Below are 18,949 nucleotides of genomic sequence, written 5' to 3'. Positions count from 1 at the left end.
CCTTATCCCATCCTTTATTATCTAGTACGTCTTTTTTTCTTATCTAATTTATATACCATAGCTAAAACTTCTGCTACAGCTTGATACATATCTTGTGGAATTTCTTTATCAATTTCTACTGATTCAAATATCATTCTTGCTAAAGGCTTGTTTTCTATTATTGGAACTTTAGACTCAATAGCTTTTTCTTTAATCTTTATTGCTATAGTATCTGCTCCCTTAGCCACAACCTTAGGAGCTTCAGTCTTTCCTTCTTCATATTTAATTGCAACAGCTAAATGAGTAGGATTCGTAATCACAACTGTTGCATCTCCAACTGATTGCATCATTCTTCTTTGTGACATTTCCCTCTGCCTTTGCTTTATTTTAGATTTAATTTGAGGATCTCCCTCCATTTGTTTGTATTCTTCCTTAATTTCTTGCTTAGTCATCCTAATATCCTTTTGAAAAAGCATATATTGAACAACATAATCTATAATTGCAATTACAACTAATAATATACATATCTTCACAAATATACCTACTATTAAAGATTTAACTTCAATTCCTAAAGTAGGTAAATATAAATTTCCAATTTGCATTATTTTATCAAAGTTATCTCTTATATATGAATACGCTATAAAAATTACTATTGCAATAAGAATTAAATTTTTTATTAGCTCAACTAGTGATTTTTTAGAAAACATATTTTTAAATCCATTAATCGGATTTAGCTTCCCAAATGAAGGCTTTATAGCATCTTTCACAACTAAAAATCCAGATTGAACTAAACTTGCAGCAACTCCAGCTATCATTATAGGCAAAATAACAGGCATTATTACCATTGCTGCCTTACTTATAATAAGAGTGTTTATTCCCTTTATACTATTTTCAGTAACTTCCATCGAACCCATATCTCCTAGAAAATAAACTACATTATCCTTCAGTGAAGATACTATAAACCCACTTAATGCAACAACAACTAATACAGTAGCTATCATTGTAATTGCAAGTCCAACATCCTTACTTCTAGCTATTTGTCCTTTTTTTCTAGAATCACTTTTTTTCTTTGGAGTAGCTTCTTCTGTTTTTTCATCTGCTCCAATTAAGAAAACTAGAGGAACAGTTGTCATTATTTTTCTAAATATATCTGGTAAGTAACTTATACTAATAACAAATAACTTTATTATAATTGGTAGTGATACTGATATTGCTAATATTCCAACCAACATTTTAACTGGCATACCAAGTATCATTACATTTATTTGTGGGACAGCCCTTGAAATAAGTCCCATACAAAGATCAGTTAATATAATTATCAATACTATTGGTATTGCAATTTTCAATCCTATTACAAAATACTTTGCTATAACTTCTATAAGTACCATCATTGTATCTGTATACATTAAACTTTTACCCATCGGTAGTATTATAAAGCTTTCTATAAGCGATTTAATAAGCATATGATGTCCATCTACTACAAAGAAAATCATTAATGCTACATAATGAAGTAAATTACCACTTATAGTCGTACTTGTTTTACTGTTTGGATCTATTGTATTAACCATACTCAATCCTATATGTACATCTATTAAACTCCCTGCCATAAGTACTACTTCAAAAGCAATATTAGAAATTAATCCAAGAACCAATCCAGTGGTAACTTCTGAAATCATATAAATAATTAAATAATAATTGCTAGTTATTGAATTTATATTTGAATAATCTATTCCTCCAAGTAATGCGAAGGAAAATATTAATGAAAACATAGCTTTTAATGTTTTCGGTGTTCCATTTGGAAAAAATATATTTGTTATAGCAAAAAAAGCTGTAACTCTTAAAAATATAAAAAACAAGGCTAAAAAGTAGGCTGTATCTATCATACTTTACCTACCCCCTAAGTAGATATTTTAATAATAAGTTCAAATATTCTTTCTGTAAAAGATACTAGTGTATGTAACATAAAGCTTGATAACATTAGTCCTACAGCTGCAATTCCTATAAGTTTTGGAACAAAGGTTAATGTTTGTTCTTGTATTTGAGTGGTTGCTTGAAAAATACTTATTATTAATCCAATTAAAATTGATACTATTAATATAGGACCTGCTACCTTTAATGACGTATATAATGCATCTCTAACAATTCCTATTATTAAATTTTCACTCATACATATCACCTACCCTCCAAAGCTCATTATCAATGATTTAACCATTAAATACCAACCATCTACCATTACAAATAACAATAATTTAAATGGTAATGCTACCATAACAGGTGGAACCATAAACATCCCCATAGACATAAGAACACTTGCTACAACCATATCTATTATTAAGAAAGGTAAGAATAGTAAGAATCCTATTTGAAAGGCTGTTTTTAATTCACTTATTGCAAAAGCTGGTATAACAACAGTTAATGGAATATTATCTCTTGTTATTTCTTCTTTATCTAATTTTGATGTTTCAATAAATAATTCTAAATCTTTTTGTCTTGTTTGCTTTAACATAAACTCCCTTAAAGGCTTGCTTCCAGCCTCCATAGCTTCATCTTGCGTTATTGTATTTTCCATAAAAGGCTTAAATGCATTATTATTTATCTCACTATATACTGGTTGCATTATGAATATAGTTAAAAATAATGCTAGTCCAATAAGTATTTGATTTGGTATAGATTGTTGTGCTCCTAATGCACTTTTTAAAAATGAAAATACAACTATTATTCTTGTAAAAGATGTCATCATTATTATTATTGAAGGCAATAATGTTAAAATAGTTAATATTATTAATAATTTAATATTATCAACATAGTTTTGAGGAGAAGTTGATTCACCACCTACCGAAATATTAACGTTTGGTATATTTATAGGTTCAGCACTTACACTTTTATCAAAGGTGAATATTAAAGCTAATGCTATTAGCATTATAAATAAATATTTATTTTTTTTACTCATACAAATCTTCCTTTTAGTTATATTTATTCCTAAGTTTATTTACTTTGGATTTTAAACCCTTAATAGCTACTTCATATTGCTGATTAATTTTTTCTTTTTCTATTCTTTTCTCCTCTTCCAAAAGCAATATCTCCTCTTCAGATATTTCATCTATTTTTTCAGTATTATTATTAGATGAACTCATTATGTATCCCTTTTTCCCAATCTTTACTACTACTATTGAAGTATCTTTAGATATTTGAACTTTTTCTAATACTTTTATATATTTTCCTTCATTAATTTTATTAAGTCTATTTCCGCTTATTTTAAATACTAAATACATAAGTCCTAGTACTACTACAAGAGCAAATATTAACTTAATTATCATAAATATTAAATCCATCTTTTAATTCTACTTCCTTCTATTGTACTATAATATCACTTATATATACATCTTTTATCAATCCTGATTTCAATTTTTGATTCATCCTAGTAATCATATCACCTTTTAATACAGCTTCATTTGCTGGTTCAAAACTACTAGCTTTACAAGACTTTACATAAAATATAGCCACATCTCTAAGTACAACTTTTTTATCTTCTATTTCTTTAGCTAAATCTTTATTGTTTTTATCATAACTTATTGAAAGGTTAAGTTTTACATATCTCTTTGATCCTTCATCACTTAAATTAACAAATATTTCTCCAACTTCAAAAAAAGCTTCTTCTATAACAACTGGCTGTGAGGCATTATTTTTATTCATAAAGTAATATACTCCCCCAAATGTTCCACCACCCAAAATTGCTAGAATAGCAATGATTATAATTAATTTACTACCCTTTTTCTTTTCTTGCTTACTTTCAGCCATCTTATTCTTCCTCCTTTTCAGTTGTCACAATTAAAATATCAACTCTTCTATTTTTAGCCATATTTTCATAAGTATCATTAGGTGCTACCGGATGGTACTCTCCATATCCTGCTGCACTAAATCTTGAAGGATCTTGTCCCATTACTTCTATAAAATATTTAACTACATTGACTGCTCTATCAGCAGACAATTCCCAGTTTGATGGAAATCTACTTGTATTTATGGGTCTATTATCTGTATGACCTTCAACTAATATTTGATTATCTATAGATGCTATAAGTGAATTGATTTTGTTAAGTACTTCCTTACTTTCTTCCCTTAAATCAGAACTTGAAGTTTCAAACAATACATTATCTCTTAGTTGTATTATTACTCCTCTTTTATTATCAAGAATATCTACAACAGATCCTAAATTATTTTCATTAACAAATTCTTTAACATTCTTATACATTTTTTCTTGTTCTGTTAATGATTCTCCACCTTCTATATTATCTTCAGTTTCTCCTCCAATTAAAGGTACTTCCCCATTATACATGTTATATTCCATTATGCTATCACCATTTTGTCCACTCATCATTGAAGTAAAAGCATTAGATATACTTTTAGTTTTTTCCGCATCTACAGTTGCCATTGAATATAACAAAACAAAAAAAGTAAGCAATAAAGTTACAGTATCAGCATAAGTTGCCATCCATTCATCGCCCCTTAAGCCTTCAGCTTTATTCTTTTTCTTTCTAGCCATTAAATAACAACTCCTTCTCCATTTTCAATGCTGTTATTTAAATATTCTAATTTTTCCTTAGGAGGTAAGTATGTTATTAGCTTTTCCTCTACAATTCTTGGGTTTACACCTGATTGTATTGCAAGTATTCCTTCTAAAATCATTTCTCTTTCTCCAGCTTCCTTTGCACTCTTTTGCCTTAAATTAGAAGCAATAGGATTACATAAAATATTTGCTAAAAGTGAACCATAGAATGTAGTTATTAATGCTTTTCCCATACCAGATGCAATATTTGCTACATCTGTTAAATTTGCAAGCATTTGAATTAATCCAATTAAAGTTCCTAGCATACCAAATGCAGGGGCATAAGCCCCCCATGCAGCATAAATACCTGCGCCTCTTTCATGTCTATTTTCCATTTCTCCAATTTCTAATTCTAATATTTCTCTTATTGTTTCTGGTTCAATACCATCTACAACCATTTGTAATCCTTTCTTCATAAAAGGATCTTCCATTTCAGAAATATCATCTTCTAAAGATAATAGTCCTTCTCTTCTAGCTTTTTTAGAAAGGCTTCCAAACCTTATAATTATATCTTTTCCTGATGATTTATTTTCCTTAAAAGCTTGCATGAAAAGCTTTCCCATATTTTTCACTTCTTCTAATGAATATGTTATTAAAAGAGCTGATAATGATCCTCCTACAGTTATTATTACAGATGCTACGTCCCAGAAAATTTTAAGACTACTTCCAATAAGCATTCCATAAATCATTAATACTATGCTTAATATTAAACCAACTGAGGTTAATATGTCTGACTTTTTCATATAATATTGCCTCCCATTATAATCTATAAGTAACAATCTTATTTTTATATATAATTACTTTTTCTACTATCTCTTCTACGCTTTCAAGCACAATATACTTTTTACCATTAGTTAATGTTATTAAAGTTTCAGGAACCTCTTCTATTTTCTCTATATGATCGGCATTTAAAATAAACTCTTTGTTATTCATAGCTGTTACATTAATCATTTAATTCCCCTCTTCACTATAGTAAATTCACTTTATATAGATATAAAATACTTTTCCATAATTTACTTATATAGTTAGGATGCTTTGCTCAGTTTATTGAAGCAACTGAGCATGAGCAATCTATTTTGTTTTATTATCTCTTTAAGTTAATTATATCTTGAAGAATTTCATCTCCAGTAGTTATCATTTTCCCTGCTGCTTGGAAAGCTCTACTTGAAACTATCATATCTGTAAATTGTTCTGATAAGTCTACATTTGACATTTCAAGCATTCCTTGAAGATTATCTCCATAACCATTTGAATTATCATCATTTAAAGTTCCAACACCACTCTTTATAATTGCATCTCCTGAGTTAACTGATGAACTATAAAGATTTCCTCCAAGCTTAGTTAAACCTTCTGGATTCTTAAAACTTGCCATAGCTAATTGTCCAAGTGCAGCTACCCTACCATCTTCAAGTACTCCATTAATTACACCATTTTTATCTATAGTATAAGTTTTAACTCTAAGCTCTATATCTGTTCCTGGTATTCTCACCTTATCTGGAATCTTAAGAGTTTTTAATTCTCCATCATATGATTTTAAATCTTTTGTTGCATCTACAAAATTAATACTTCCATCTGAGTTCATACTTTCTATTGGAGTTCCTCCATTTGTTTCCTCTGAAACAACTCCGCCAATTTCTATTGGCTTTCCTGTTGCAGCTATTCCTTGAGCTATCCCTTTTCCTTCTAAAGCTCTAGTTAAAGCATCTTGTATATTTTTAGCTGTAATAGCATTCGTAGTTACAAAATCACCATTTATTGTAATTGTCTTTCCTTTTTCATCAATTGTAGCTGATGTCTTAGTCCCAGGGCTTATTACACCTATTTGGAACTTATAACCATTAAGTGCTGCTCCTGCATCAAATGTTAGTTCTATACCACCAACTGCAATTTTCCCTGGTGCCTTATCAACTTCTCCACCTTCAATATTATCTGAAGTTAATCCAGTGTAAGGTTTAGATGTTCCTGATATTTTAACTTTAGGCGAATCAATTTTATGAACTTTAGCTAAAGCTTCATTTATTTTATCTTCTAAATCTCTTGCTGCAACTTTCTTAGTAAAATCTCCTGTTATAACTAATTTAGGTGGATTTCCTCCTGTTGCTTCAGTATATTTTACGTTTAATGCTGGCTCATTAATATCAGTAATTTCAAATTCTAAATTGTTTAATAGTATTCCTGCTGGAAGTTCTACATTTAATCCAGCTATGTTTAATGCCTTTGGAGAGGACGCTGTAACTCCATCTTGGAATTTAATTTTATTTGTTATATCCCCTAACTTTATACTTCCTGCAACATCTAATTGAGTTTTAACTCCATTTGCTTTTAATGCACTATTTAATTTAGTTTTTAATTCAGTATTTGTAAATGAATCTGCCTTAGTAAAATCACCATTAATTATTATATTTCCATTTTCAACTACTACTGTAAGTGGTGTTCCCGCTGAACTTTCTCCTATAGAAATTGTGTAATCATTAAGTTCTCCATCAGTTTGATTAGAAAATGTAAATCCACCAACTGACAAGTTGGTTTTTGTTCCATCTTTTGCATTAACTAACTCAGCTGCTTTGTCCACTTTACCAGTAGCATCTGAAGCACCACTTATATTTCCTAAAGTAGCCGGTGCTCCTGTAACTTTTGCTTCTTGTTTAATTCCTGCTTCTTTAAGCTTATTATTTAACTCCTCTTGTAAATCTGCTGAGTTAAATCCTTTATTTAAGAAATCAGCATTTATAACAATTTTTTTTCTACCTTTTTCAACATTAACCTCTAAAGTTTTAGGCGATATTTCACCAATTTCAAAGCTATAACCATTTAAATCACTACCTTCGCTAAGTTGTATAGTAAATCCTCCAACTGTAATAGCTTTAGGCGCTAATGCATCTGTACCACCTACAATAGCTGATGAGCCTAACCCTTCAAAAGTAATAGGTTTTCCACTAACAAACATTTGTTGTGATATTCCTGCTGATGATAATCCTTTATTTATTGCTGATTCTACTTGAGCTGGTGTTAATGCTCCTGTTGAAGAAAAATCTCCATTTACTATTATAAGTTTTTCTGCTTTATTAACATTTGCTGATGTAACAGTTCCTGGTCCAACAGATCCTAGAACTACTTTGAATCCATTTAATTGTGATCCAGGTCCAAATCTAAAATCTAATCCTGCAGTACTTACTCCATTCGGAACTTGTCCTGTTGCCTCTTGCGAACTATCATCATTTGTTAAAGAATAACCCATAACTCTAAATCCATCACCTGTTAATAAATTTCCTTGTTCATCTAATATAAATGATCCATCTCTACTATACATTATTTCGCTTCCAGAATTGCTTAATGACTGTGATGTTATATTATGTGCGCCAGCTCTATGATTTACTTCTAAAGTTCCATCATAAATTGCTGGTCCTTTACTTACCATAAAGAATCCATCACCATCAATTGCAACATCCAATTGTCTTCCTGTAGGTTGCATCATCCCTTGTGTCATAACAGAATCTATGCTTGCAAGTTGAACTCCAAGTCCAACTTGGCTAGCATTTACTCCACCTTGGTTATTAGATGGTGCCATAGCATCTGATACATTTTGGCTTAGCATATCGCTAAATCTTGCTCTTGATGATTTAAATGATGTAGTACCAACATTTGATATATTATTTCCTATAACATCTAACTTAGTTTGATTAACCTTCATACCGCTTATACCGGAATACATTGATCTTAACATAAATTGACCTCCAACCATTTATTTTTTCTTGCATCTGTCATTCAACAAGAATTAAGCCTCCTAAAATAGGTCCAGCTTATAAAATTACAACACTATCTACATTTGTAAATACATTTGCCTTAGCTCTTTCTTTTTCTATTGCTGTTATTACAGTTTTATTTTCTATACTAGCTATTAAAGCTACATCTTTATATATCATTACAGAATTTTTAGAACCTTTATCTTGTGCCATTTTAAAGCCCTTTGCAATTTGGTCCATATCTACATCTGTAAAATTGATTTCTTTCAATCTCTCTGCTGCATGCTTTGATAGTGTATATTCATTGCTATCTTTATTTATAGCTTCATTTAAAATATCATTAAACTTACTTTTGTAGTTATTATTTTTCTCATTTACCCTTTCATTTTGCAACTGAAAATTACCTACAGGATAAGCTTTTCCATTTATAACTCTAAAGCTCAAAAAAAACACCTACTTTAATAATTTACTTATCTTACTCTTGATTCTCTTCTGATTTTATCTCTTCTTTACTATTTGAAGCCTTAATTATCTTATCATAAGTAAATTCTTGTATTTCATCTGAATCATGTAATTTAACTCTTACTTTAACTATACCTTGATCTTTTAATACTCCTAAAACTTCTCCAGTAATATTATTTTCATTTGAAGCTTTCTCACTTAATTCAACATGCTTTCCTATAAACGAAGAAGCAACTAAAAATGACATATTACCATTTATATTATTAATTGATGGTAGCGAATAGTCAGGAACATCTAAAACAGTAAGTACATCTGTTATATCAAAGTCCTTATAAGTATTATTTCCATTTTCATTAACTTCTACAGAAATTGTAGTTTTAGCTGATGTTGATGTTACAGATTTTACAATCCCAGTGTAAGGCTTGCCTTCACTATCAACACTTTTTAAAGTTACACCTTTGCCAACCATTGAGTTATGTGCGTAACTAGACATTGTAGTATTTAAATTTGTCATTTGCTCCATTGAAGCAAACTGTGCCATTTGAGTAACATATTGAGTAGAATCGTTATTTCCCATTGGATCCATATTTGATAATTCTGCAGATAATATTGTTAAAAATGCATTTTTATCCATATCTTGTCCTGGTTTAACTATTTGTGTTCCTCTATCTGTCGCTCTCGCTCCTGTATAACTATTTATAACATTAGACACTTATTTATCCCCCTATGCCAATAAATTTACATTGCTTTCATTAAGTAAATCCTCTTTAACTTCTTCATCATCAATAAATATAGAATTATTACTGTTTTCATTGCTTTTTTGATTTCTAAAATTATCTGATGAATTTTCTTTTCCACTAAAGAAAGTAGTGTCTTCATTATATATTCCTATATTTACTTCTTGAATTTTTATATTTTGATCTACTAAGCTCTTCTTTATATCATTTAAATTAGAATTTAATAAATTATATGTTTCTTTAGAAGTTGCCTTAATTTCTGCTCTCATTATTCCTTCTTCTGAAAGAATTTTTATAGTCATTTCGCCTAATTCTTTAGGATAAACTTTTACTTTTAATTCTTGCACAGAATTTTTCATCATAAACTTAACATTTTTTATTATGTCTATATCTAATGTTTGTCTATTTACAGTAACTGGTTCTTTTATTGTTTCCACACTATTTTTATTAAACTTATCATAATAAGTTAATACTTTTGAAAATGAACCTTTATTATCACTATCTATTATCTTCGAAAGTATTATATCTTCGTCATTATTTTCATCTAAAGAATTTTGCTTTAATGAATTATTATCATTAAAATTTTTTTCTTTCGTTATATCTTTATATAATGAAGTAAGGTTATTATCTACAAAGTCATCATTTACAGCTATCCTTAAATCACTAGTACTTTTTTCTATACTATTATCTTCATTACTTATTTTTTGTAATAATAAAGTACTTAATATTTTAAGCTTATCCTTTTCTTTAATATTAGAATATATACTTTTTATAGATTCATTTGGTAATGATTCTAATAAAGAAATGATTTTATTTGATAATTCATTTTTATAATCATCTATAGTATTAGTATCAGAAAGATTTAAGTTTATATCTTCTAAAATATTATCAGTTAATTTTTTTACGTCTTTTAACAATCCCTTAATATCTATATCATCTGAGCTATTAGTTCTTAGTAATTCTAAATTTGATAAATTATTTTCTGTTTTTGTATCATCTTTTGAATTAAATAATGTTAAAAATAAATTTTGTATATTATTCAAATCAGAATCATTTAAACTAATAAAATTATTATAACTATCATTTAAGACTTCGTTACTCAAATCTTCATTACCTAGATTCTTATTTAAAAAGCTCGATAATAATATTAATATTTCACTTAAATCATCAATATCAGATCCATTTCCTAGGAAATACTCGTTATCAATTAGTTCTTCTAACTTATTAGATACTTCTGATAGGATATCTTCTATTTCATTTTGACTTTGAGAAATTTCTTCATTACTAATAAAAGCTTTATCATCTTTTTGTACGTATGTACTATTTATTGAATCTCTTGAAGTATCACTCTTAACTTCCTTACTAAGATAATCTTTAAAATCTGTTATTACTTCAGTATCATTTTTTGATACTTCTTTTTTAAACACTTCTTTCTTTGAGCTAATCTTTATATTATTTAACTTCTTGTCTAAATCCATTACAATTTTTGTATTTAGCACTCTTTACTCACCTCCTTTCAATGCTTTCTCATATATGCATATAAAGCAAGCTCGTCATTAAATATTTGATCTTTTCTCTCTTCTTCCTTATAAAATTCTAATGACTTTCTTTCTTTTAATATATCAACAGTTTTTCTTTCTATTTGCTTTTTTAGTAAATCTTCTCTTCTTATATCAAGTTCCTTTAACTTTATAGTTAAATCTTTTTCAGTTTCTGTAATTCCTTTATCTAAAGCAAATAAATAATTTCTTTTAATTTTTTGATAGACAATACTTTCACCTTTATTTATTCCATTATATTTTTCATAATTAAATTTAAGATTGTTTAATTTTTCTTCGGTCTTTTGTTTTTCTATTTCAGTCTTATTAAATAATCTTTTACTCTCTTCTTCTTTTTCTGTTCTTATTTCAAGAAGCTTTTCTAACCTAAATTTAAAATTTCCTGACATTTTGAGCCTTCCTTTTAATTTCTAAATATAGAAATAAGCTTATCTAAAGAAGTGTTAAAATCAGATTTTTCTTCAATTCCTTGTTTTAAATAGCTGTTTAATCTATCATTATATTGAATTGATAAGTCTATCTTCTTATTACTTCCCTTTACATAAGCACCTAAATTTATTAAATCCTCAGCATCTTTATAAGTTGCAAGTAAATCTCTTCCCATAGATGAAGCTTCCTTATGAATATCTGTAGCAATACTAGGCATAAGTCTACTAATACTATTCAAAATATCTATTGCAGGATAATGATTTTTATGTGCTAAATCTCTTGATAAAACTATATGTCCATCTAATATACCTCTTACAGCATCTGCAATTGGTTCATTAAAATCATCTCCGTCAACTAAAACTGTATAAAAAGCTGTTATAGATCCCTTGTCAGATGTACCTGGCCTTTCCATAAGTTTAGGTAATTTAGCAAATACAGATGGTGTATATCCCTTTTGAGCTGGTGGCTCTCCTATGGCTAACCCTACTTCTCTTTGTGCCATTGCAAATCTAGTTACTGAATCCATCATCAATATAACTTTCTTACCTTTATCTCTAAAGTATTCTGCTATTGCCGTTGCCGTTAATGCCCCTTTAATTCTTATTAAAGCTGGCTTATCTGATGTGGCACATACAACAATAGATTTTTTCATACCTTCCGGACCTAGATCCTTTTCTATAAACTCTAAAACTTCTCTTCCTCTTTCTCCAATTAAAGAAATCACATTAATATCTGCTTCTGCTTCCCTTGCTATCATTCCAAGTGTAGTACTTTTTCCAACACCTGATCCAGCAAAGATACCAATTCTCTGTCCTTCACCAACAGTTAAAAATCCATCTATTGCCCTTACTCCAGTTGGAAGGATTTCTGTTATTCTCCTTCTTGTTAACGGATCTGGAGGTTGATTTTCAAGAGGATATCCTTCCCCTTGAATAATTTCATCTCCTTGAAGTGGATTACCCAATCCATCAAGTATTTTACCTAACAAATCATCTGAACACCTTACCTCTAAAGGTCTTCTTTCTGGAACTACTCTACATCCTGGTGATATTCCTATAAGTTCTCCTAGGGGCATTAAAAGTACTGCATCTTCTCTAAACCCAACTACTTCACATTTAATTGGTTGGTTTTCTTGATTATATATGGTACAAAGTTCTCCAACAAAAGCCTTAACCCCTTGAACTTCTATTGTTAACCCTATTACTTGTTTAACTGTTCCTTCTAAATAATAAGTATTTACTTTTTTAATTCTTTTATTTAATAAATCAAAATCTACATTTATCATATTTTCACCTACTTATTACTTAAACAAAGCTTCTTGAAGCTTTTCTAAGCCAATATCTAATCCAATAATAGCTTTGCCTGTACTTTTCTCAACTATAGCATTTCCACTCTCCATTAAAGGATCTTCAATTATAAATATTTCTCCTTTTATGGCATATGCTTTTTTATAGTAATCTACTTTATCTTCAATTGCTTTTACATGTGCTGTATTGCATTTTATTATTATATTCTCTTCAGCCTTGGCTTCATTTAAAATATCTTCTAATAAAGGTAATATGCCTTCAGATTTATGCAATTCTTTTCTAGCTATTATAGCTGCCATTTCGAAAGCTATATTTATGATATCTTTTTCTTTAAGCTTCAAATATTCTTTAAATTTACTATTTGCAGATTCTAATATTTTTTCTGACTTTTTTATATATCTCTTTACTTCTTCTTCTGTTTCTAACTTAGCCTTTTGCAATCCCTCTTTGTATCCATCTTCAAAGCCATTTTCTTTTCCTTGTGCATATCCTTCTTCATAGGAAGTTTTTTCCATTTTAATAGCTGTTTTTCTACTTTCCATAAGTAATTCTTCAGCTTCTCTTTTAGCTTTTTTTAAAATGCTTGCTCCTAAGCTCTCATAACTTTTTTTAATTTCTGCTTCAATAGATTTTATATCTTGTTCTTTATTTTCTTCTAAAGTTTCTTCTCTGCTTATATAATTAGTTTCTATCTTTTTCTTTGAAACTTCTAATGCTGAATTACTTTTTATAAGATTATAAGATAATTGCATCTTCTCCACCTCTTGAAATTATTATTTCTTGAGCATCATCTAATCTTCTAATTATTGAAACGATTTTTTGTTGTGCCTTTTCAACATCCATAAGTCTAACCGGTCCTAAGAATTCCATATCTTCCTTAAGTGCCGCTGCTGCTCTCTTAGATTGATTTCTATATACAGCATTTGCCACCTCATCTGAACATCCCTTAAGCGCAAGAGCAAGTTCTTTTCCATCAACTTCTCTAAGAATTCTTTGAATAGATACATCATCAAGAGTAATGATATCTTCAAATACAAACATTGAGCTTTTAACAATATCCGCAAGTTCTGCATCTTCTCTTTCTAAGCTTTCAGTAATATTCTTTTCTGTTGTTCTATCAACTTGATTTAAAATATCTACTAAAGTTTCAACTCCACCAAGTGAAGTCATTTCACTTCTAACAACAGTACTTAATTTACTTTCAAGCACTTTTTCAATTTCTTTAATAACCATTGGAGAAGTATTACTCATTGTTGCTATTCTATAAGCAACTTCACTTTGCGTATCTTCAGGCAATTCAGCTAAAACTTGTGCAGCCTTATCTGGTTGAAGATAACATAATATTAAAGCTATTGTTTGTGGATGTTCATAACTAATTACATTTAATAATTGATGAGCATCCGCCTTTCTTGCAATAGAAAATGGTCTGTACTGCTGAGTTGCTTCTGTAACTTTACTTAAAATTTCATTTGCTCTTTGCGTACCTAAAGCCTTAGATAATAAGGTTCTTGCATATTCTATTCCACCTTCTATAATATAATCCCTAGCCTTATTCATCTCTAAAAATTCATCTAGAATAATCTGTCTTTGTTCAGAAGTAACAGATGATATATTAGCAATTTCATATGTTATTTTTTGTATTTCCGGTTCTGGAAGCTTCTTTAAAATTGCTGATGAGGCTTCTGGTCCAAGTGTTATAAACAATATAGCTGCTTTTTGTACTCCATTTAATTTCGATGTATCTCTTGCCATACTATCACCTCTCATTCTCAGCTAACCAAGATTTAACTATATCTGCTACTTGATCTGGTTTATCTGTTGCATATTTCTTAATTTCATTTTCTATATGTGCTTTTGGATTTATACTTTCAAAATTAATTGAAGGCATAACTTCAGTATTTTCATTAGATAATCTATCGTCTATAACAACATCTAATAAATTTTCTTTTTCTTCTTGATTATTTTTAGATTTCCTTCTAACAAAAATTAAAATTACTACTATTATTATAAGTCCTAATAATCCTAAAACTGAATAAATTATCATTTTATTTCTATTCTCTTTTGCTAGTAATTCATTTATAGAATCAAATTCTTTTTGTGCTTCTTCCTTTGTTATTGGATCAAATGTCATACCGACTACTGATACACTATCGCCTCTTTCAGTATTAAGTCCAATTGCATTAGCAACAGACTTTTCTATAGCTGCTTGTACATTTCCATCTATATTTCCATCAATAAAAACAGACGCAGTTAATCTCTTAACCTCCCCTGGAGCACTTATTGTTTTAGTTTCCGTTTTTCCACTTTCATAGTTAGTGTTTACTTCTTCTCTTGAAGAACCATTTCCAGTAGTTCCCTCATCTATAGTATTTCCCATATTATTATCTACAGGTCCACCACTATTTTCACCAGTATTTATTCCATTTTTTTCTTTTATAGTTTGCTGGCTAACAATAACCTTATTCGGATCTATAATTGTTTCTGTTTTTTGCTTTGAATCAAAATCCAAATCAACATTTACAGAGCTTTTAACTTTATTTTTCCCTACTACAGGTTCTAAAAGATCAATTATTGATTTTTGTATATCTTCTTCATATTTTTTTTCTAAATTAAATTGTTTTTCTATAGTTTCAGAGCTTACTTCTGTTCCATCTGAGTTATTTAAATCTTTTGTTAAAAGATTCATATTATCATCTATAACTTCAATGTTTTCCTTAGGAACATTTTCAGTACTTCCTGAAACTAATGCAACAATAGATTCCACCTGTTCTTTACCTAGTTTATTTCCTGGAAGAAGCTTTAAATAAACAGCTGCCTTTCCTGGTTCCTTATCTTCTACAAAAACTGAATCTTTTGAAGGTGTTATATGTACTCTTACAGTATCAATTTGAGGAAAACTTTTTATAGTTTTTTCTAACTCGCCTTGCTGCATTCTTAATTTCTTTAATTTAAACTCTTCATCTGTCATTCCAAATGAATTTCCAGTATCCATAAGTTCATAACCTTTACTTCCATCAGAAAGCTCTGGTGCTAATTCAAGCCTTAACTCATCTACAGAGGCCTTTGGAACCATTATTGTTTCACCTTCAATTTTCATATCAACTTTTTTTTCTTTTAATTTATTTGTTACAAGTTGTGCATCACTTGCATCCAGATTTGAGAATAAAACCTTATATTTATTAGCCGAATTGTAAAAAAATAAAGATCCTATAGCAATAATAAATGTAACTAGTGCCGCTATTATTGCAATTCTTATTCCTTTACTAAATGATTTAAACTTCCCCCACAGCTTACTAAAGCTTTCCTTAAGCTTATCCATTAATAGCACTCCTTATCATAATTACAATTGCATTCTTGTTAATTCTTGTACTGCTTCAACAACTTTATTTCTTACTTGAATTGCTAGCTGAAGTGACATCTTAGATTCTTCCATACTTAACATCATTTCATGAACCTCAACATCTTTTCCTGAAATAAAATCATTTGTCATATTATCTGCATTAATTTGTTTTTCATTTAATTTATCTAAACTATCCTTTAAAGCGCTTTGAAAACTATTTTCCGAAGGGCTTGTCTTAATATCGTTAGCATTAATACTGCTCTCAAAAATTTTTTCACTTGGAACAAAGTTATTAACTATCATATTCTATTTCTACCTTCCCAACTCTAATGATTTAGTAAACATACTTTTTGAAGCATTTAAAGTATCCACGTTAGCTTCATAAGCTCTAGAAGCTGCTATTATATCAGCCATTTCATTAAGCAAATTAACATTTGGCATAGTAACATACCCATCTTCATTTGCATCTGGATGAGTAGGATCATAAACACTTTTAAGTGGCGACTCATCTTCAACTATTTCAACAGCTTTTACACCATTAAGTTTATTAGCTTTATCTAAATTTTCTTGAAATACAGCTATTTTTCTTACATAAGGTTTTCCATCTTCTCCCCTAGTAGTTGTTGCATTAGTTATATTTGATGTTATTGTGTCCATTCTTAATCTTTCTGCTGAAAGACCACTTGCACTTATTCTCATAGTATTAAATATTCCCATATCTATCTACTTCCTCCTGATATAACACTCTTAGTCATATTTAACTTTGAATTTGCTTGAGTTATTAATGCATTATACATTAATGTATTTGCTGCTTGATTTACTTTTTCTAAATCCATGTCAACATTATTCCCATCAGTTCTCATACTCGTACTTTTATCTTGCTTCACACTAATTAAAGAATCATTTAATTCTCCATTTAAATGCTCTTTTTTAGTTTTCTTTAAAGAAAAGTCTTGCGTTGCTTTTGTTAAATTTTCTTCAAAAGAAACATATGATTTCTTAAAATCTTTAGTATTTATATTTGCCATATTATTTGCAATTACTTTTTCTCTTAATGCAGAAGCATCTAATCCTAGTTTTATAAATTGCATTGAACTATCATTATTTATATTCATAATTCCTCTCCCTATAACAACATTCTTTACATCTCAACTTTAACTTACAAACAACTACTTTTATTTTATTTTCTTAATTAGGCTATTTATGCAAAATTCACCATATTTATATTATAGTTTAATATTAATTATTTTTCTATAATAATTTTATCAAAAATTATAATCATATTCTTACATAATCTTTGTCGATAATAATTCATTTCTTGTTTTTTTATGTTTTTTTACATATTATTGTAGTATTTTTCTATATATCGCAAAAAGTTTTTATTGAACTATAAAAAGTCAAAAAAATAGAAAATTCTTCATTTTTTTATGTCGATATTTTTTAAAACATTTATTAAGTTTTATTTAACTTAGTATTAAATTTATTATTTTTTAAATTTTGTTTATGTTTGTATCAAAATAGTTTTAAAATTCAAGTATAGTATTGTAATTTTATAATACCTTTGATATACAATTTCTGCATAATTCTCAACTTTTATGATACTGACTCTTAACCAATACTATAATAATAAATTTGTTGTTAACACTAATTTTTATTAAAAATTTAAAAATATTTAGTTTTCTTCATATTTAAATAATAGAAAACTCTTTTAAGCAAATAAAATCACTAACTTAAAAGGACCTCGCAAAACGAGCCCCTTTTAAAAAATAAAATATATATGTTACAATAAAAATTAAAAATTAATATTATAACTATTTTTTATTTCATATTTTCTAATATTCTTAGTACATCCTGTGGAAACCTATTAGTTTGTTGCATTAAAGCAATCGAGGTTTCATGTAATATTGATGTTCTTGCATACTCTGCCATTTCTAATGCTATATCAGAATCCCTTATTCTACTTTCAGCATTTTCTAAATTAAATGAACTTCCACTTAAATTTTGTGCTGAAGTATCCATTCTATTTTGAATCGCCCCATATCTACTCCTTACGGAATTCATAGTTTCTATTGCCGAATCTACAATATTTAAATTTTTATCTAATTCATTTTTATTAGTTATATTAATATTTTTCAATGAATTTCCTTCTGAATCAATAAGCATATCTGTTGTCACATTAAATACAGGTATGTTTATCTCTTCTTTGGCATTAGCTCCTACAACATGATTTAAATACTTAGGATAATCATTATTAGTAACTTTTTCAGAATTTAATAATTTTACTCCATTAAACTCAGAATTATTTACTGTATAATCAATATGTTCCTTAAGTTGATTTATTTCTCCTTGAATTATAGTCAAATCTTCATTATTTTGAACTCCTCCAGCTTGAACGGTTAACTCTTTAATTCTAGTCAAAGATTCACTAATTGTTGATAAATATCCATCTACTGTTTGCATCATAGAAACTCCATCTTGAAGATTCCTTTCTGCCATTTGAAGCCCTCTAATTTGCATTCTAAGGCCTTCACTAACTCCAAGCTTATTAGGGTTATCCTTAGCAGAATTAATTTTACTTCCTGTAGCTATTCTATCTAAAGCAATAGATTGAGTAACTAGATTTTTTTTATAATTTCTATATACATTTAAAGATTGCATATTTTGATTTAATCTCATAATATTCTCTCCTATATTTAAACTAACTAATGTCTATATAATTTATATCGTATAAAAAAATATATTCTTAACAAGAATAATATAAAATAATATAATATATTATTTATCTTATAT

21 protein-coding genes are annotated in these 18,949 nt (G+C 28.6%); all 21 read right to left on the bottom strand.

Features of this window, described 5'->3' with window-relative positions; genetic code table 11:
- Positions 1-17: 17 nt before the first annotated feature.
- The 21 genes from J2Z25_RS00835 to J2Z25_RS00735 all read right to left on the bottom strand — a co-directional run bounded on the left by J2Z25_RS00835 (position 18) and on the right by J2Z25_RS00735 (position 18,835).
- Positions 18-1,862: a fused FliR family export protein/FlhB family type III secretion system protein gene (locus J2Z25_RS00835; protein ID WP_111928422.1), complete on the bottom strand. Its 1,845-nt coding sequence runs from the start codon at positions 1,860-1,862 to the stop codon at positions 18-20.
- A 14-nt stretch (positions 1,863-1,876) separates the two neighbouring features.
- Positions 1,877-2,146, bottom strand: a complete 270-nt coding sequence (fliQ, locus tag J2Z25_RS00830) for a flagellar biosynthesis protein FliQ (protein ID WP_035285706.1) — start codon at positions 2,144-2,146, stop codon at positions 1,877-1,879.
- A gap of 9 nt (positions 2,147-2,155) precedes the next feature.
- Positions 2,156-2,929, bottom strand: coding sequence for a flagellar type III secretion system pore protein FliP (gene fliP / locus J2Z25_RS00825; protein ID WP_008678069.1), 774 nt, complete (start codon positions 2,927-2,929; stop codon positions 2,156-2,158).
- Between the two features lie 13 nt (positions 2,930-2,942).
- A complete protein-coding gene (locus J2Z25_RS00820; RefSeq protein WP_035285104.1) occupies positions 2,943-3,311 on the bottom strand; it encodes a flagellar biosynthetic protein FliO in 369 nt (122 codons plus the stop codon).
- A gap of 19 nt (positions 3,312-3,330) precedes the next feature.
- Complete coding sequence (locus J2Z25_RS00815) at positions 3,331-3,777, bottom strand: flagellar basal body-associated FliL family protein (protein WP_008678065.1); 447 nt, start codon at positions 3,775-3,777, stop codon at positions 3,331-3,333.
- Position 3,778: 1 nt separating this feature from the next.
- The gene (locus tag J2Z25_RS00810; protein WP_099346642.1) at positions 3,779-4,519 is read right to left on the bottom strand and encodes an OmpA family protein; all 741 of its coding nucleotides are present in this window, start codon (positions 4,517-4,519) and stop codon (positions 3,779-3,781) included.
- Positions 4,519-5,325 carry a motility protein A gene (locus tag J2Z25_RS00805; protein ID WP_099346643.1) on the bottom strand — a complete coding sequence of 269 codons (807 nt, stop codon included), beginning with the start codon at positions 5,323-5,325 and terminating at the stop codon, positions 4,519-4,521. The genes J2Z25_RS00810 and J2Z25_RS00805 overlap by 1 nt, the downstream gene beginning before the upstream one ends.
- 16 nt (positions 5,326-5,341) lie before the next feature.
- Positions 5,342-5,533 carry a flagellar FlbD family protein gene (locus J2Z25_RS00800; protein ID WP_008678059.1) on the bottom strand — a complete coding sequence of 64 codons (192 nt, stop codon included), beginning with the start codon at positions 5,531-5,533 and terminating at the stop codon, positions 5,342-5,344.
- Between the two features lie 133 nt (positions 5,534-5,666).
- Positions 5,667-8,306, bottom strand: a complete 2,640-nt coding sequence (locus tag J2Z25_RS00795; protein WP_209737620.1) for a flagellar hook-basal body complex protein — start codon at positions 8,304-8,306, stop codon at positions 5,667-5,669.
- A 76-nt stretch (positions 8,307-8,382) separates the two neighbouring features.
- Positions 8,383-8,769, bottom strand: a complete 387-nt coding sequence (locus J2Z25_RS00790) for a TIGR02530 family flagellar biosynthesis protein (protein WP_209737618.1) — start codon at positions 8,767-8,769, stop codon at positions 8,383-8,385.
- 31 nt (positions 8,770-8,800) lie between these two features.
- Complete coding sequence (locus J2Z25_RS00785; RefSeq protein WP_209737616.1) at positions 8,801-9,499, bottom strand: flagellar hook capping FlgD N-terminal domain-containing protein; 699 nt, start codon at positions 9,497-9,499, stop codon at positions 8,801-8,803.
- A 12-nt stretch (positions 9,500-9,511) separates the two neighbouring features.
- The gene (locus J2Z25_RS00780; protein WP_209737614.1) at positions 9,512-11,023 is read right to left on the bottom strand and encodes a flagellar hook-length control protein FliK; all 1,512 of its coding nucleotides are present in this window, start codon (positions 11,021-11,023) and stop codon (positions 9,512-9,514) included.
- A 17-nt stretch (positions 11,024-11,040) separates the two neighbouring features.
- On the bottom strand, positions 11,041-11,472 hold the full coding sequence (gene fliJ / locus J2Z25_RS00775; protein ID WP_111928421.1) for a flagellar export protein FliJ: 432 nt from the start codon (positions 11,470-11,472) through the stop codon (positions 11,041-11,043).
- Positions 11,473-11,486: 14 nt separating this feature from the next.
- Positions 11,487-12,797 carry a flagellar protein export ATPase FliI gene (gene fliI, locus J2Z25_RS00770; RefSeq protein ID WP_008678048.1) on the bottom strand — a complete coding sequence of 437 codons (1,311 nt, stop codon included), beginning with the start codon at positions 12,795-12,797 and terminating at the stop codon, positions 11,487-11,489.
- A 15-nt stretch (positions 12,798-12,812) separates the two neighbouring features.
- Positions 12,813-13,571 (bottom strand): FliH/SctL family protein, encoded by a 759-nt coding sequence (locus J2Z25_RS00765; protein ID WP_209737612.1) that lies wholly within the window; start codon positions 13,569-13,571, stop codon positions 12,813-12,815.
- Positions 13,555-14,571, bottom strand: a complete 1,017-nt coding sequence (gene fliG, locus J2Z25_RS00760) for a flagellar motor switch protein FliG (RefSeq protein ID WP_008678045.1) — start codon at positions 14,569-14,571, stop codon at positions 13,555-13,557. The genes J2Z25_RS00765 and fliG overlap by 17 nt, the downstream gene beginning before the upstream one ends.
- 4 nt (positions 14,572-14,575) lie before the next feature.
- Complete coding sequence (gene fliF, locus J2Z25_RS00755; protein ID WP_209737610.1) at positions 14,576-16,138, bottom strand: flagellar basal-body MS-ring/collar protein FliF; 1,563 nt, start codon at positions 16,136-16,138, stop codon at positions 14,576-14,578.
- Positions 16,139-16,159: 21 nt separating this feature from the next.
- Positions 16,160-16,462: a flagellar hook-basal body complex protein FliE gene (gene fliE, locus J2Z25_RS00750; RefSeq protein WP_209737608.1), complete on the bottom strand. Its 303-nt coding sequence runs from the start codon at positions 16,460-16,462 to the stop codon at positions 16,160-16,162.
- 9 nt (positions 16,463-16,471) lie between these two features.
- Entirely contained in the window at positions 16,472-16,876 is a 405-nt protein-coding gene (flgC, locus tag J2Z25_RS00745; protein ID WP_008678042.1) for a flagellar basal body rod protein FlgC, read from the bottom strand.
- Positions 16,877-16,878: 2 nt separating this feature from the next.
- The gene (flgB, locus tag J2Z25_RS00740; RefSeq protein WP_209737606.1) at positions 16,879-17,274 is read right to left on the bottom strand and encodes a flagellar basal body rod protein FlgB; all 396 of its coding nucleotides are present in this window, start codon (positions 17,272-17,274) and stop codon (positions 16,879-16,881) included.
- 703 nt (positions 17,275-17,977) lie between these two features.
- Positions 17,978-18,835: a flagellin N-terminal helical domain-containing protein gene (locus J2Z25_RS00735; RefSeq protein ID WP_209737604.1), complete on the bottom strand. Its 858-nt coding sequence runs from the start codon at positions 18,833-18,835 to the stop codon at positions 17,978-17,980.
- Positions 18,836-18,949 lie beyond the last annotated feature (114 nt).

The organism is Clostridium tertium (assembly GCF_017873245.1).
Lineage (GTDB): Bacteria > Bacillota > Clostridia > Clostridiales > Clostridiaceae > Clostridium > Clostridium tertium.
Note: the sequence above shows the minus strand (reverse complement) of the source record. Positions and strands in the feature narration are given on the sequence as shown.